The 15,819-nt window shown below is 48.2% G+C and carries 15 protein-coding genes; 13 read left to right on the top strand and 2 right to left on the bottom strand.

Annotated features, from left to right (window positions below; translation table 11 throughout):
* Positions 1-86: 86 nt before the first annotated feature.
* Positions 87-1,121, bottom strand: coding sequence for a 5,10-methenyltetrahydromethanopterin hydrogenase (hmd, locus tag MTH_RS05425; RefSeq protein WP_048060977.1), 1,035 nt, complete (start codon positions 1,119-1,121; stop codon positions 87-89).
* 699 nt (positions 1,122-1,820) lie between these two features.
* On the opposite strand from hmd, the gene MTH_RS05420 reads away from it, so the two are divergent.
* The 13 genes from MTH_RS05420 (at position 1,821) to mcrA (ending at position 15,351) form a co-directional block, all read left to right on the top strand.
* Positions 1,821-2,105 (top strand): hypothetical protein, encoded by a 285-nt coding sequence (locus MTH_RS05420; protein ID WP_238374179.1) that lies wholly within the window; start codon positions 1,821-1,823, stop codon positions 2,103-2,105.
* A gap of 3 nt (positions 2,106-2,108) precedes the next feature.
* On the top strand, positions 2,109-3,140 hold the full coding sequence (locus tag MTH_RS05415; protein ID WP_010876764.1) for a formate dehydrogenase subunit alpha: 1,032 nt from the start codon (positions 2,109-2,111) through the stop codon (positions 3,138-3,140).
* Positions 3,136-4,284, top strand: a complete 1,149-nt coding sequence (locus MTH_RS05410; protein ID WP_202943325.1) for a Coenzyme F420 hydrogenase/dehydrogenase, beta subunit C-terminal domain — start codon at positions 3,136-3,138, stop codon at positions 4,282-4,284. Before MTH_RS05415 ends, MTH_RS05410 begins: the two co-directional genes overlap by 5 nt.
* 51 nt (positions 4,285-4,335) lie before the next feature.
* Entirely contained in the window at positions 4,336-4,746 is a 411-nt protein-coding gene (locus MTH_RS05405) for a hydrogenase iron-sulfur subunit (protein WP_010876762.1), read from the top strand.
* A gap of 116 nt (positions 4,747-4,862) precedes the next feature.
* A complete protein-coding gene (gene hmdC / locus MTH_RS05400) occupies positions 4,863-6,380 on the top strand; it encodes a 5,10-methenyltetrahydromethanopterin hydrogenase cofactor biosynthesis protein HmdC (protein ID WP_010876761.1) in 1,518 nt (505 codons plus the stop codon).
* Between the two features lie 171 nt (positions 6,381-6,551).
* Positions 6,552-6,977 (top strand): hydrogenase iron-sulfur subunit, encoded by a 426-nt coding sequence (locus MTH_RS05395; protein WP_010876760.1) that lies wholly within the window; start codon positions 6,552-6,554, stop codon positions 6,975-6,977.
* Between the two features lie 12 nt (positions 6,978-6,989).
* Entirely contained in the window at positions 6,990-7,916 is a 927-nt protein-coding gene (gene mvhG / locus MTH_RS05390; RefSeq protein WP_010876759.1) for a F420-non-reducing hydrogenase subunit MvhG, read from the top strand.
* On the top strand, positions 7,917-9,335 hold the full coding sequence (gene mvhA / locus MTH_RS05385) for a F420-non-reducing hydrogenase subunit MvhA (protein ID WP_010876758.1): 1,419 nt from the start codon (positions 7,917-7,919) through the stop codon (positions 9,333-9,335).
* Between the two features lie 21 nt (positions 9,336-9,356).
* Positions 9,357-10,595, top strand: a complete 1,239-nt coding sequence (gene mvhB / locus MTH_RS05380) for a polyferredoxin protein MvhB (protein WP_010876757.1) — start codon at positions 9,357-9,359, stop codon at positions 10,593-10,595.
* Between the two features lie 445 nt (positions 10,596-11,040).
* Positions 11,041-12,372 (top strand): coenzyme-B sulfoethylthiotransferase subunit beta, encoded by a 1,332-nt coding sequence (mcrB, locus tag MTH_RS05375; protein ID WP_048060974.1) that lies wholly within the window; start codon positions 11,041-11,043, stop codon positions 12,370-12,372.
* 19 nt (positions 12,373-12,391) lie between these two features.
* Positions 12,392-12,877 (top strand): methyl-coenzyme M reductase operon protein D, encoded by a 486-nt coding sequence (mcrD, locus tag MTH_RS05370; protein WP_269899189.1) that lies wholly within the window; start codon positions 12,392-12,394, stop codon positions 12,875-12,877.
* A 15-nt stretch (positions 12,878-12,892) separates the two neighbouring features.
* A complete protein-coding gene (gene mcrG, locus MTH_RS05365) occupies positions 12,893-13,690 on the top strand; it encodes a coenzyme-B sulfoethylthiotransferase subunit gamma (protein WP_010876754.1) in 798 nt (265 codons plus the stop codon).
* Positions 13,690-15,351, top strand: a complete 1,662-nt coding sequence (mcrA, locus tag MTH_RS05360; protein WP_010876753.1) for a coenzyme-B sulfoethylthiotransferase subunit alpha — start codon at positions 13,690-13,692, stop codon at positions 15,349-15,351. The genes mcrG and mcrA overlap by 1 nt, the downstream gene beginning before the upstream one ends.
* A 108-nt stretch (positions 15,352-15,459) precedes the next feature.
* On the opposite strand, the gene MTH_RS05355 is transcribed toward mcrA, so the two are convergent.
* Positions 15,460-15,642, bottom strand: a complete 183-nt coding sequence (locus MTH_RS05355) for a CooT family nickel-binding protein (protein WP_048060973.1) — start codon at positions 15,640-15,642, stop codon at positions 15,460-15,462.
* Positions 15,643-15,819 lie beyond the last annotated feature (177 nt).

Below are 15,819 nucleotides of genomic sequence, written 5' to 3'. Positions count from 1 at the left end.
TGCTTGGGATTGAAAAGTCAGTAAATTGAAGTGTAAAAATTACTTGGATAAAAAAATAAATAAATTTTTCTGGGATTTTCCTAGGTTTATTTTTTCCTCTTCTCGAGGATTTCAAATACGGTTGGGAGTATGTCTGCTGATGCTCCGAAGTTCATGGAGTCAGCTGTACCCAGAAGTGCACCGGGGTCGAGGTGCTCTTCCATCTTGTCTATTCCAACCTTTTCCATAAGGGCTGTTATCTGTTCAAGTGACTCCTTGGCCATCATCTGTGCGAAACCTGCGGGCGCGCCGAGTACCTGTGTGACTGAGTCCCTGTAGGATAGTATACCTGCGTAGGTTATTGCTGTGAGGGCTGAGCACATGTCACATACTGGTCCGAGGAGTTCGGCTGGTAACCTGTATGCGTTACCTCTTGCTTTCTGTCCGAGTTCGAAGAGGGTGTTTATTGCTTCCTCTGAGGCGTAACCCTCTGCAATGTAGACCTGGCCCTTCATTTCGGGTACGGCACCTGGGTGGTAGGATGTTACGTTGAGTGTTTCAGGTTTTGTTACAAGGTCGCCGTGTTTTTCTTCGAATATCTTGTAGAACTTGGTGGTTGGAATTGTGCAGGCGTGGGTGACGATGGCGCCTGGTTTTATGTCATCTATGAACTTGTCTATTATGCCTGGCTGCATGTCTCCCTTTGGGAACCAGGTCATTATGAAGTCGGCGTCTGCAACAGCTTCCCTGTCATCGGTTGTTATCTCAAATCCAAGGTCTTCAGGGTGTGTAAAGTGTATTGCACCTTCTGGTGGTTTTGGAAGTTCCTTTGCGACTTCGTTGACCTTTTCCCTGATCTGTGGCATTATCTTTTCAGGGTCCTCCTTGTGGGCTTCTATGACGTCCTCGTAGGCGAAGTCGTCTATAACTGTGAACTGGTTGTCGAATACAGGGTCTGCAACAACGACTTCGTCCACACCTGCAAGTTCTTTTAGCTCTGCACCCATTGTTATTGTGGAATGGGTCATGGCTATCTCTGGTTTTCCAACCATTTCAGCGACCTCGCAGGCCCTGGAAAAGTTTGTTATTCCACTGGCCGCATGGGTCCTGTAACATCCTGCACCTAGTATTGCAAGTTTCATATCTATCACTCCATTTCTGTAATACTACTTATATTATTAGTAGTACAGATTAATCGGTTTCCAATATAAATATATTTTTTGATAATTTTCAAATCAAAAAACTTATAAGGAGAATTTATTCACCTGTGGCAATTTCAGGGTAAGTCAATTTAAGCAATGTTTTCATTTTATCCTCCTTTGGGAAGCCTTTACCATCCATTATCCATATAATATTATATGAAAATAATCATAATTATTAAGATATTAATATCACGGATCTGTGGCTGAGCTGCTTCAATCCAGTGATCCTAACTGGAAGGCTGCCCTTAACTCTGTAATGGCGTGTTGCGGGTTGTTCTTAGAGATCAGAGTACAAACCACGTTAAATATTAAAAAATAATCATCTATTATGAATTATAATTTCCTGCCAGAATATTAACTCTGGATCTATTAGGGCCGCATGGCCATAATTTTAGATTATTGTGGATTTAAAACGGTTAAATGATTAAAATTGGATTTTATTGTGATTTTCATGTAATTACAATGGTTCACATGCCTTTTAAATTTTAGGAACATTTATATATGTAATACTTGTTAGCAGATAATTATGACAAACACGATAAAACTGGAGGTTGTGGTGAAAGCATGGACATTCAGATTCAGAAAATTGGACTTTTTCGGCCTGGAAAAAATCCAAAATCGTGTACCCTGAGTCTTGACATGGACTGGAAAATTGACTACACAAATTTCGAGAAGGATTCGGTCGGATACACATTCTATGTGGAATCTCTCAATGGAATACCCTTAAATTTTAAAATAGAAGGAAAGGTTGTCCTTGAGAACTCCGAGAAACTCCCGGAAAACCTTTCAGAGGTTCTCCTGGACTCTGGACTGAATATCATGGTTGAACTCTTCAACATAACACGTGACAGGACGATCAGCGTCCAGAATGAACTTGTCAGCATCGATGAGTTTCAGAGAAAAGTAAAGAATCTGGAGGTGTAGAAAATGATGGTGAAACACACCATATGCCCCTCCTGCAGCGCAGGATGTGGGGTGAACATTATAGAAGTGGATGGATCCCCGGCAGGGACCTACCCCTACAAGAGACACATCATAAACGAGGGAAAGACATGCAGAAGGGGAAGGGAATGCTATGAGATTCCAGTAAAGGATAGAATAACATCCCCTGCAGTTAAAAAATCAGGAAACCTTAAGGGTGCAGACTGGGATGAGGCCCTTGATGGACTCACAGAGATGATCTCCTCACCGGAGACAGCCATACTCACAACAGGCACCCTGACAGATGAGGAGGCAGCTAAACTCAAAAGGATCATAGAAAGAGTTGATGTAAAAAAATACGGTCTTATAACCGTATTTCCAGAATTCGATTATCCAGAAATAGATGTGAGGAAAATAAGGAACTATGATAATATTGCAGTCATTGGTGACGTAATGAACTGCGCACCCCTCCTCGCAAGGAGGATATTCCAGGCCATGGATGGTGGTGCAGAGGTCCGATCGTACGATAGGAGGGAGATAACAAGGACGGCCATGAACTCCAGCTCCCACCTGACCTTTTCAGATAATTTAGATCTTCTAGATAAACTCAGGGAGTTTCCAGCAGACCTCATAATGATTACAGCTGAAATCCCGGATGTGATAGAAGATGTCCTGGAGGCCTCAGCTGAAACAGGGGCTGAGGTTCTGCCAGTATTTGAGGACTTCAACACCCGGGGTGTGATGCAGCACATACCACCCATCCGTGACCATGAAGAGATTGAATCCCTGTGGCTCATTGACCCGGGTGCAGTTGCAGAACCCCTGGATGTTAAGGGATCATTCGTCCTCCAGTCAATAAAAACTTCAGGTGCAGTTCCTGACATCTTCCTTGCAACCGCTGGCTGGTGTGAAAAGGAGGGCTCATACACAGGTGCAACAGGACATACTGTAAAACTGGAACCTGCACTACCGGAACCTGAGGGGGTTCTCACAGATGGTGAAATATTTGAGAGGATACTCGAGAGGCTGGGTGATTGAAATGAAATACATTCTTGCAAGGGCCACCGACGAGGAAATTCAGAAAAGGGGAGAGTGTGGCGGAGCAGTAACCGCCATATTCAAATACATGCTTGATAGGGAGATCGTGGACGGAGTCCTGACACTTGAAAGGGGAGATGATATCTACGATGGAATCCCGGTCCTCCTGGAAGACTCAGATGAGATCGTATCAACCTGCGGCTCACTTCACTGTGCACCTACCATGTTCGGAGATCTCATATCAAGGTACCTGAATGATATGCGCCTGGCAGTGGCTGTGAAACCCTGCGATGCAATGGCAATAAAGGAACTTGAAAAGAGACACCAGATTGATCCCCAGAGGGTGTACATGATAGGATTGAACTGTGGAGGCACCCTCAGCCCGGTATCTGCAAGGGAAATGATAGAGACCTTCTATGAAATAGACCCTGATGACGTTGTCAGGGAGGAGATAGATAAGGGCAAATTCATAGTCGAGCTAAAGGATGGCAGTCATAAGGAAATATCAATCGATTACCTTGAGGAGGAGGGCTTCGGAAGAAGGGAAAACTGCCAGAGATGCGAGCTGATGGTGCCCAGGAATGCAGACATTGCCTGCGGAAACTGGGGTGCAGAGGAGGGATGGACCTTCATCGAGGTCAACACAGATCGGGGCGAGGAAATCATCGAGGGAGCCCGCAGGGAGGGCTACCTCGAGGTCAAAGAGCCACCAATGAAGATGATAGAGATCAGGGAGAAAATTGAAAATGCCATGATTAAGATGGCCAGGAAGTTCCAGGACAAGTATCTGGAGGATGAGTACCCTTCCCTGGATGATTGGGATGAATACTGGAAACGCTGCATCAACTGCTTCGCATGCAGGGATCTGTGCCCAATATGTTTCTGCAGGGAATGCGAACTTGAGAAGGATTACCTCCTGGAGTCAGATGAAAAAGCCCCCGACCCCCTGACATTCCAGGGTGTGAGACTGTCCCATATGGGCTTCAGCTGCATCAACTGCGGACAGTGCGAAGATGTATGCCCCATGGACATCCCCCTAGCAAGGATCTACCACAGAATACAGAGGAAATACCGTGACAGAACAGGTTTCACAGCAGGTGTGAGTGAAGAGCTACCGCCAATGTACAGTGGAGAGAAGGATTAGAGTTTGATGGTGATTTTCGAGCCAAAGATAGTGGAATTCTAAGGTGATGGTATGAGTTTCGAACCAAAGATAGTGGGATTCTGTTGTAACTGGTGCTCCTATGGTGGAGCCGACACTGCGGGAACAGCGAGGATGCAGTACCCTCCAAACGTCAGAATAATAAGGGTGATGTGCTCCGGTCGTGTCAATGCCTCCATGATTCTGAAGGCCTTCCGTGACGGTGCAGACGGAGTCTTTGTTGGTGGATGTCACATAGGGGACTGTCACTATGATTCTGGAAATTACAAGTGGAAGAGGAGGGCCCAGTTCATTGAGGATATACTGCCAGAGTTTGGCATTGAGAAGGAGAGATTCCGGTGGGAGTGGATATCAGCATCAGAGGGCGAGAAGTTCCAGAAGACGATGAAGGAATTCTATGAAACGGTGAAGTCACTGGGACCCCTCAGGAGGGCAGGGAAGTAAAGGGGTATTAAAATCTGAACCCATTCCCTGCATTTTTATTAACCCACCACTTTTATCAAAGCTTAAATTAGCATCCCTTCCATACTGAGTTACAGTGACTTTGAAGGTGAAACAATATGCATGAACTAATCAGGGAAGCTGTGGATAACCCAGGTACAGCCTGGGAAATCATTAAAATGGACAGGGATGTTACAGAGGTCGTGGATGCTGTTTCTGACCTATCCAGGGAGGATAAGATTAAACTTGGAGCAACCTTCAAGAGGTTTCCCCTGGGCTGTGATCTCACAGAGCTCATTGTGGGTACCTGTGCCTCTGACCTTGAAAAGATTGACCTCATGGGAAACTGTATGCTCTCTGACACCATAGGTGCAACCATACATGTATGCGCCTATGCATTTGCAGATATAGCCGAGAGCTATGGCATGAGACCTGTGGAACTCATGAGGGAGGTGAGGGAAACAACGGAGGTGCCCCTGGATCTTGACCACTTCGGAAGATACGGGCCAATGAGGTTCCCCAGATCCATAACCGGGTGCGGCGGCCAGTGCTACCTTGAAGGCCCACCCTTCGAGGGCTGTCCAAGGGAGAGAATACATGCAAGGCTCCTTGACAGGGAAAAGGAGGGGCTATCTGACAGGGAAGAATGGGTTGAACTGTCATCCTCTGTTGCAGTTAACCTGACACCCGTACAGGGGGCTGAAACCCACGCAGCACCCCTCGAGGAGGCTGAGGAAGTTCTGGAACTTGCCAGAAAACACGGGAAGGGCGTTGAGGCCATAATGTTCGTTGGGGATGGATACGATGACCTCATATCAGGCTTCGAGGCAGGACTTGAGATGGGTGTCGATGTATTCGTCCTTGAGGGGGGCCCCTTTAACCTTGCAGGGGACCGTCTGGATGCCTTTGCAGGGGCAGTTGCAGCGGCAAGGATACTCACCCCCGGAAAGATAGTTGCAACAAACGGTGCATACGAGGATGAGTGCCGTATAGGCCTCAGGGCGGGCCTCAATGCAATCATAACAGGATTCCCGAAGAACCATCATGGTTACATGTGCGGATACACTCCAGGCACAGCCAGGAGAGGTAAATTCGGGCTTCCAAGGGTCATGAAAATAATGAGGGAGGAGGTTGAATCCGGCCTCACACCGGTACCCATACAGAAGGCCCAGCTGGAGGCTCTGGCAGCGGCTGTGAAGGTTTCAGGAACAGAAAACGTTTATCCACGGACCCTGGGTTACACCTACGTTGGCGACGCCCACTGGGCATGCCTTCCATCAACACCTCTCTATGAGAGGGTGGAGGTGAAGAGGGATGTGAATGCACTTGTGAAAATGGCTGAGGATGGTGATATCCATGGAAGGGTGGCCATATTCGGTGCAAGGTTCGTCTCATGGGTTATTGCAGATAAACTGGATGGCCTTGTGGATGAATTCGTCATTGTGGACAGGGACCCATGGGTTGAGCAGGTGACGGTTGATAATCTGAGATCAGAGCTAAGGACAGATGTTCACCCGGGAAATTCTGATGATGAGGGCGCCTACAGTTCGGCTGATTCATCGATAGTGTCCACCACCATCCCCCAGATATCTGCAAAAATTTCCGGAAAATTCAGGGACACGGTGACGCTTGTGTAGGTTTCATAGGAGCCTTCTGGTGGAAGGGGAGTGGTATTAAAAATAATAAAAATTTTAACCACACATATAAAATTTTCGGAAATTGTTTCATAAGTAACCTTTATACTTACCACTCCTAAACCATATACCAAGTACAATTATAGTACGATCCAAAAGCAAGGAGGAAACTCTATGGCTGAAGATGACATAAAAATTGTGATGTTCTGTTGTAACTGGTGTTCCTACGGTGGAGCCGACACTGCGGGAACAGCAAGGATGCAGTACCCTACAAACATTAGGGTTATCCGTGTGATGTGCTCCGGAAGGATAGAACCACAGTTCGTTCTCAAGGCATTCAGGGAAGGCGCTGACGGTGTCCTTGTAACAGGATGCCACCATGGTGACTGCCACTACGACGCAGGAAACTACAAGCTTGACAGGAGAATGAGGCTGATCTACAAACTGGCAGATGAGCTTGGAATCGGCAGGGAAAGGATCCACCACGACTGGATATCAGCATCAGAGGGTGAAAAATTCGCTGAAACAGTTAAGATGATGGTTAACAGGATAAAGGACCTTGGCCCATCACCAATCAAAAAACAGCTAGCTGAAGCATAAGGAGGATTTCAAATGGCTGAAAAGATAAAAATAGGAACAATGTGGCTTGGAGGATGCTCCGGATGCCACCTGTCCATTGCAGACTTCCATGAAAAGATCATAGACGTTATGGAACATGCGGACTTTGAATTCAGCCCCGTGTTAATGGACACAAAGTACGATGAAATTCCTGAACTCGATGTCGTCATCATCGAGGGCGGAATCGTCAACGATGAGAACAGGGAATTTGCCGAGGAGCTCAGGGAAAAGGCCAAGTTTGTCATAAGCTACGGTACCTGCGCAGTTTACGGAGGTATACCAGGTCTCAGGAACCTCTGGGACAAGGATGAAGTTATCGAGGAGGCCTACATAAACTCCATCACAACACCCAACGAGGAAGGTGTTATCCCATCTGAAGACGTGCCCCACCTTGAGGGAAGGGTCAAACCACTCGGTGAAGTCATAGACGTTGACTTTGAGGTCCCTGGCTGCCCACCACGCTCAGATGTGGCTGCAGAAGCAGTTATGGCACTTCTAACAGGTGAGGAAATAGAACTCCCTGAAACAAACCTCTGCGAAGTCTGTCCAAGGGAGAAACCACCAGAAGGCCTTGCAATGGACTTCATAAAGAGGCAGTTTGAGGTTGGTAAACCAGAAGACGACCTCTGTCTCATACCACAGGGACTCATATGCATGGGCCCTGCAACAGTATCCATCTGTGGCGCCGAATGCCCGAGCATAGCCATACCCTGCCGTGGATGCTACGGCCCAACAGCACGTGTTGAGGACCAGGGCGCCAAGATGATAAGTGCTATAGCCTCTGACTACAAGGTCGAGGAGGACAAAACCGTCGACCCTGAGGAAGTGGCTGAACAGCTGGACGATATTGTTGGAACATTCTACACCTTCACACTTCCAGCAGCACTCATACCAATGAAAATACAGAAGGAGGGTAAATAGATGGTTAAACTCACAATGGAACCTGTGACCCGTATAGAAGGTCACGCCAAGATTACCGTACACCTTGATGATGCAGGTAATGTTGAAGACACAAGGCTCCATGTCATGGAGTTCCGTGGGTTTGAAAAGTTCCTCCAGGGAAGACCCATCGAGGAAGCACCAAGGATAGTTCCAAGGATCTGCGGTATCTGTGACGTGCAGCACCACCTGGCAGCAGCCAAGGCTGTTGACGCATGTTTCGGTTTTGAACCAGAGGATGTCCTTCCTGCAGCCTACAAGATGAGGGAGATCATGAACTGGGGTTCATACATGCACTCCCACGGTCTGCACTTCTACTTCCTTGCAGCCCCTGACTTCATAGCAGGTAAGGACAGAAAGACAAGGAACGTCTTCCAGATTATAAAGGATGCCCCTGATATTGCTCTTCAGGCCATAGAACTACGTAAAAACGCCCTTGAACTTGTGAGGGCCACCGGTGGAAGGCCAATCCACCCAACATCATCAACACCAGGTGGTATCTCAACAGAACTCGACGATGAAACCCAGAAGGACCTCCTCAAGAAGGCCCAGAGAAACGTTGAACTGGCAGAGGCCACCCTTGAACTGGCAGTCCCCATCTTCGAGGAGAACATTGACCTCGTGAACTCACTTGGTAACATCGAAACCTACCACACAGGTCTTGTGAAGGACGGTGTATGGGACGTCTACGATGGTATAGTGAGGATAAAGGACAAGGAAGGAAACATGTTCAGGGAGTTCAAGCCTGCAGACTACGCAGACACAATCGCCGAACATGTCAAGCCCTACTCCTGGCTCAAGTTTCCATACATAAAGGACCTGGGATACCCGGACGGTGTTTACCGTGTCTCACCCCTCTCAAGGCTCAACGTTGCAGACAAGATGCCTGATGCAGCTCCAAAGGCACAGGAGCACTTCAAGGAGTTCAGGGAAAACTTTGGATACGCACAGCAGACCCTCCTGTACCACTGGGCAAGGCTCATAGAACTCCTCGCATGTGCTGAATGTGCAGCCGACGCACTTGAAGGAGACCTATCAGGAGAGAAGTTCCCGGATTCACTTGAAAGACAGGCTGGAGACGGTGTGGGTATAGTTGAGGCGCCAAGGGGAACACTCACACACCACTACACCTGCGATGAAAACGGCCTCATCACCAAGGCAAACATCGTGGTTGCAACAATCCAGAACAACCCGGCCATGGAGATGGGTATCCAGAAGGTTGCCCAGGACTACATCAAACCTGGCGTTGAAGTGGATGATAAGATATTCAACCTCATGGAGATGGTCATAAGGGCATACGACCCATGTCTCTCCTGCGCAACACACACCATTGACAGTCAGATGAGACTTGCCACCTTGGAAGTATACGACAGTGAAGGCGACCTTGTAAAAAGGATCTAATTTCACCAGAAAGGTGGTAAAATGATAATCGTCAATAAAGAGGACTGCATAAGGTGTGGTGCCTGCCAGGGGACCTGCCCAACCGCAGCCATTGAGGTAACACCTGAGGATGTCATCTACTGTGACATCTGTGGCGGGGAACCAAAGTGTGTTGACATATGCCCCACAGGCGCCCTCAAACTCGAGGACCTTGTGGTTGACGAGGCAGGCAACACACAGGGCAGGATAGTCTTCAACCCTGACAAGTGTAACGAGTGCGGGGACTGTGTGGAGGTCTGCCCTCCACAGATCCTCAAACTCGACGAGGGAAAGGTCAAGAAGGTCCCGCTTCAGGGATTCTGTGTCATGTGCCAGAAGTGCGTTGACATATGCCCGGTAGGGGTTATAGGTGTTGAGGGCATCAAGGAACCTGCAAAGGTTGAACTGGAAATCGAGGGGCCAATATTCATAGCCGACTGTGTGGGCTGTGGAATGTGTGTCCCTGAATGTCCTGTGGACGCCATAACCCTTGATAAGGTCGGTGGCGTCATAGAGATCGATGAGGACACCTGTATAAAATGTGGTGTCTGCGCCCAGACCTGTCCATGGAACGCCGTCTACATATCAGGCAGGAAGCCAGAAAAGAGGGCCAAGGAGATCAAGAAATTCGAGCTGGATGAGGATGCCTGTATCGGCTGTAACACATGTGTCGAGGCATGTCCCGGTGACTTCATAGTTCCAAGGACATCCAACCTCACAGTTGAACTGCCAGCCATCTGTACGGCATGTGGACTCTGTGAACAGCTCTGTCCTGTTGACGCCATAGACCTTGAGGTGGAGCTGGGTCCTGCGAAACCTGCAAGTGAAGAGGGCCTTGTCTGGGATGAGGAGAAATGTGACTTCATAGGCGCATGCGCCAACATCTGCCCCAACGACGCCATAAGGGTGGTCACTAAGGAGGGCATGAAGGTCCCGGACAATGAGAAGGTTGATGAGGAACCATCCTTTGCCATGTGTACCCGCTGCGGTGCATGTACGGTGGCCTGTCCTAAGGGCGCACTGAGCCTTGTTGATATGGACAAGGTCGTTGATGGTGAGGTTGTCAAGAGGAAGAGGGTACAGTACAACCCTGCCCTCTGTGACCAGTGCGGTGACTGTATTGAGGCATGCCCATACGACATGCTGAAACTCACCGACGAGAAGGTTCCACTTAAAGGGTTCTGCATACTCTGTGACCAGTGCATACCTGCCTGTCCTAAGGGTGCACTGTCACTCAAATAACCCCCCTCCTTTTTTGTTTTCAGATGCAGGATTCCAGTTATCACAGACCATGTTATTATCACTGTTAATATTTTTATGAAAAATGATTTTTCATATTTAAAATTTTTCTTTTTTTCCTTTTGAAAACATTTATATTATCCTTTTTTCTTATTCAATAGAGTCATAGATGTCAAAAAACTGAAGCATAAGCGGTTATATTCAGATTAATACTGGATAATAACGAGATGTACAGTATGGCTTGTTCTATAATGAGCTGTGCTCTGGAGGTTGGAGGATGAACTTCGGTATAACCTGAAGGTCCATTTCGAGACATTGGTGATGGATAGCTCCTTCATGAGGTGACCATTTCCATGGATTATCGCTGGCAATCCCATAACCCCATCAGTTTTATTAATAAAATAGTAAATTTTATTAATAAATAAATAAAACAAGAGGTGTGAATACCATGCCAATGTATGAAGACAGAATAGATCTCTACGGGGCAGATGGTAAGCTCCTCGAGGAAGATGTTCCTCTTGAAGCCGTAAGCCCCCTTAAAAACCCGACAATAGCAAACCTGGTAAGCGACGTGAAAAGGTCAGTTGCAGTGAACCTGGCCGGGATAGAGGGAAGCCTCAAGAAGGCAGCCCTGGGTGGAAAGTCCAACTTCATCCCGGGAAGGGAAGTTGAACTGCCAATAGTTGAAAACGCAGAGGCAATAGCTGAAAAGGTCAAAAGACTTGTTCAGACATCTGAAGACGACGACACAAACATCCGCCTCATAAACAACGGCCAGCAGATCCTCGTACAGGTCCCAACAACAAGGATGGGCGTGGCTGCAGACTACACAGTCTCAGCCCTGGTCACAGGAGCTGCAGTTGTACAGGCAATAATCGACGAATTCGACGTGGACATGTTCGATGCAAACGCAGTCAAAACCGCTGTCATGGGAAGATACCCACAGACAGTTGACTTCACAGGAGCCAACCTCTCAACACTCCTCGGACCACCAGTACTCCTCGAAGGTCTTGGATACGGTCTCAGGAACATAATGGCAAACCACGTCGTGGCCATCACAAGGAAGAACACACTCAACGCATCCGCACTATCATCCATACTCGAACAGACAGCAATGTTCGAAACAGGTGACGCAGTCGGAGCATTCGAAAGGATGCACCTGCTTGGACTCGCCTACCAGGGACTCAACGCCAACAACCTCCTCTTTGACCTTGTTAAGGAGAACAGCAAGGGAACAGTGGGTACAGTCATAGCATCCCTCGTTGAAAGGGCAATAGAGGACAGGGTCATCAAAGTGGCCAGTGAAATGAAATCAGGCTACAAGATGTACGAACCAGCCGACTGGGCTCTATGGAACGCATACGCAGCAACAGGTCTCCTTGCAGCAACAATAGTCAACGTGGGAGCAGCAAGGGCAGCCCAGGGTGTGGCATCAACAGTGCTCTACTACAACGACATACTCGAATACGAGACAGGTCTGCCAGGTGTGGACTTCGGAAGGGCAATGGGTACCGCAGTAGGATTCTCATTCTTCAGCCACTCCATCTACGGTGGAGGTGGACCAGGTATATTCCATGGAAACCACGTCGTTACAAGGCACAGTAAAGGATTTGCTCTACCATGTGTGGCCGCAGCAATGTGCCTTGACGCAGGGACACAGATGTTCTCAGTGGAGAAGACATCAGGACTCATAGGATCTGTTTACAGCGAAATAGACTACTTCAGAGAACCAATAGTTAACGTTGCAAAAGGTGCTGCAGAGATAAAGGACCAGTTATAGGTTAAAATGGGGAGTCATGATGTCAGAAACAGGATTCATCGATGTTAAGATCTTCCCCCAGCGGCTGCTGAAACCAGAGACCGCTGAGAAGCTTCTTAACAGGATATATGAACTTGAGGGGATAGTCAGGGTACTGGTCCATGGACCATCAATACCCGACAGGGTTTACTACGGCCCTGCAAGGGGGACAGAGGTTAACCACAGCGATCGGCGGAAGATAACAGTCCGCGGAGAGGAGTTTGAACTCCGGGTGAAGGTCGGAGAGATCATTGTGGGGATGCTCCCTGAGACCCTGGAGGAGAAGATGGAAACAATCGAGGAAATCCTGGATGAAGTGCTCCCCTGCTCCTATAAGGTATTCATAGGTGCCTTCACAAAGAAGGACATCACCATATCAGATTACCTTAAATACGGACTTAAATTTGAGGAAAAGATTGATCCAAGGGTAATCGGCATGGTTGATCCCAGTTCAAGGATGAAGGACACCGTTGTTAACATAAAATAATTGTGAGGTTATGAAATGTCTTACAAAGCCCAGTACACTCCTGGAGAAACCCAGATAGCTGAAAACAGAAGAAAACACATGGACCCTGATTACGAATTCCGTAAATTAAGGGAAGTATCAGATGAGGACCTTGTCAAGGTCCTGGGGCACAGGAACCCCGGTGAGAGCTACAAATCCGTGCACCCACCACTCGATGAGATGGACTTCGAGGAGGACATAGTGAGGGACATGGTTGAACCCATCCAGGGTGCAAAGGAAGGTGTCAGGGTAAGGTACATCCAGTTCGCAGACTCCATGTACAACGCCCCGGCCCAGCCCTACGACAGGGCAAGGACCTACATGTGGAGGTACCGCGGTGTCGACACAGGTACACTCTCAGGAAGACAGGTCATCGAGATGAGGGAACTGGACCTCGAGGGCGTATCCAAGGAACTCGTGGAAACCGAACTCTTCGATCCTGCAACAACAGGTATAAGGGGTGCAACAGTCCACGGACACTCCCTGAGGCTCGATGAAAACGGTCTCATGTTCGACGCCCTCCAGAGGTATGTCTTCGATGAAGAGAAGGGGCACGTGGTATACGTTAAGGACCAGGTCGGAAGGCCCCTCGATGAACCTGTGGACATGGGTCAGCCCCTCGGCGAAGATGAACTAAAAAAGATCACCACAATCTACAGGAAGGACAATATCGCCATGAGGGATGATAAAGAGGCAATTGAAGTTGTTGAGAACATACACACCGGCCGTACCATGGGCGGTTTTGGTATGGACGTATTCAAGGATGACCTAAGAAAAAGGCTAGGTGATGATTAATGGATGAAAAGAAACTATTCCTTACAGCTTTAAAGAAGAAGTTTGAGGTGGAAGACCCCGACGAGAAATACACAAACTTCTACTGCTTCGGCGGATGGGAACAGTCCGCACGTAAAAAGGAATTCACAGAGTACGCCAAGAAGGCAGCAGAGAAGAGGGGAGGAATACCCTTCTACAACCCTGACATCGGTGTGCCGCTGGGTCAGAGGAAACTCATGGCCTACCGTGTATCAGGCACAGACGCCTACGTTGAGGGTGACGACCTCCACTTCGTCAACAACGCAGCCATCCAGCAGATGGTGGACGACATAAAGAGGACAGTCATCGTGGGTATGGACACAGCACACGCCGTCCTTGAGAAGAGGCTCGGTGTGGAGGTGACCCCTGAGACAATAAACGAGTACATGGAGGCAATCAACCACGCCCTCCCTGGTGGTGCCGTTGTCCAGGAGCACATGGTCGAGGTACACCCTGGACTGGTTGAGGACTGTTACGCCAAGATCTTCACAGGTGACGACAACCTGGCAGATGAACTGGACAAGAGGATACTCATAGACATAAACAAGGAGTTCCCTGAGGAACAGGCTGAACAGCTCAAGAGCTACATCGGTAACAGGACCTACCAGGTCAACAGGGTCCCGACAATAGTCGTGAGGACCTGTGACGGTGGTACAGTCTCAAGATGGTCTGCAATGCAGATCGGTATGAGCTTCATATCAGCATACAAACTCTGTGCAGGTGAAGCAGCAATCGCTGACTTCTCATACGCTGCAAAACACGCCGACGTTATAGAGATGGGTACAATAATGCCTGCAAGGAGGGCAAGGGGACCAAACGAGCCCGGTGGAGTTGCCTTCGGAACATTCGCAGACATAGTACAGGCTTCAAGGGTTTCAGATGACCCTGCGAAGATATCACTTGAGGTCATCGCAGGTGCAGCAGCACTCTACGACCAGGTCTGGCTCGGCTCATACATGTCAGGTGGTGTGGGTTTCACCCAGTACGCAACAGCAGCCTACACCGACGACATCCTCGACGACTTCGTATACTACGGTATGGAGTACGTTGATGACAAGTACGGAATCTGCGGAACAAAACCTACAATGGATGTTGTGCGCGACATATCCACAGAGGTCACACTGTACTCACTTGAACAGTATGAGGAATACCCCACCCTCCTGGAGGACCACTTCGGAGGATCACAGAGGGCAGCTGTTGCAGCTGCAGCAGCAGGATGTTCCACAGCCTTCGCAACAGGAAACTCAAATGCAGGTATCAACGGATGGTACCTCAGCCAGATACTCCACAAGGAGGCCCACAGCAGGCTCGGATTCTACGGATACGACCTGCAGGACCAGTGCGGTGCATCCAACTCCCTCTCAATCAGGAGCGACGAGGGTCTCATACACGAACTCCGTGGACCTAACTATCCAAACTACGCCATGAACGTGGGTCACCAGCCAGAGTACGCAGGTATAGCTCAGGCACCACACGCTGCAAGGGGCGATGCCTTCTGTACAAACCCACTCATAAAGGTTGCATTTGCAGATAAGGACCTCTCCTTTGACTTCACATCACCAAGGAAGTCAATTGCAGCAGGTGCACTCAGGGAGTTCATGCCAGAGGGAGAAAGGGACCTCATCATACCAGCTGGAAAATAATTCCAGCAAATATTTTCTTTTTTATGACTTCAAAAGGCTGATAGAGCCAGTTTCTCATTTTCAGGTTTCAATTCAAAAAAAGAATTTTAGAGTCAGTTTATCATTCATTCAGTCTTCTGTTTCAATGTAGATCCTGTGTTTATCAAGGTCTATTCTTGTTAGTTTTCCAGGGAATTCCTTCTGGGAGTCAAGTATGTCTGTTGCCCTGATCCCATCTTCAAGGACCTCAATGAATATAACGTCCTCCATGAGGAGGTCTCCACCTTCTGAGTAGAGGTTTGATTCACACATATGTTTCACCACGCATTACATTGAGTTCAAGAATATGTTCTTATTCAATATAAATTTTTTCATTATTAATCATGTTCTTTTTGCGGTTAGAATCCATCATCGTCTCTCCTGATAGATGGTATTCAGCACAGCAGGTGCTTCGAACACAGAGTTAAAGGCTAATCATAGAAGAGGCAG

The organism is Methanothermobacter thermautotrophicus str. Delta H, assembly GCF_000008645.1.
Lineage (GTDB): Archaea > Methanobacteriota > Methanobacteria > Methanobacteriales > Methanothermobacteraceae > Methanothermobacter > Methanothermobacter thermautotrophicus.
This window is presented reverse-complemented; position numbering and strand designations above follow the sequence as displayed.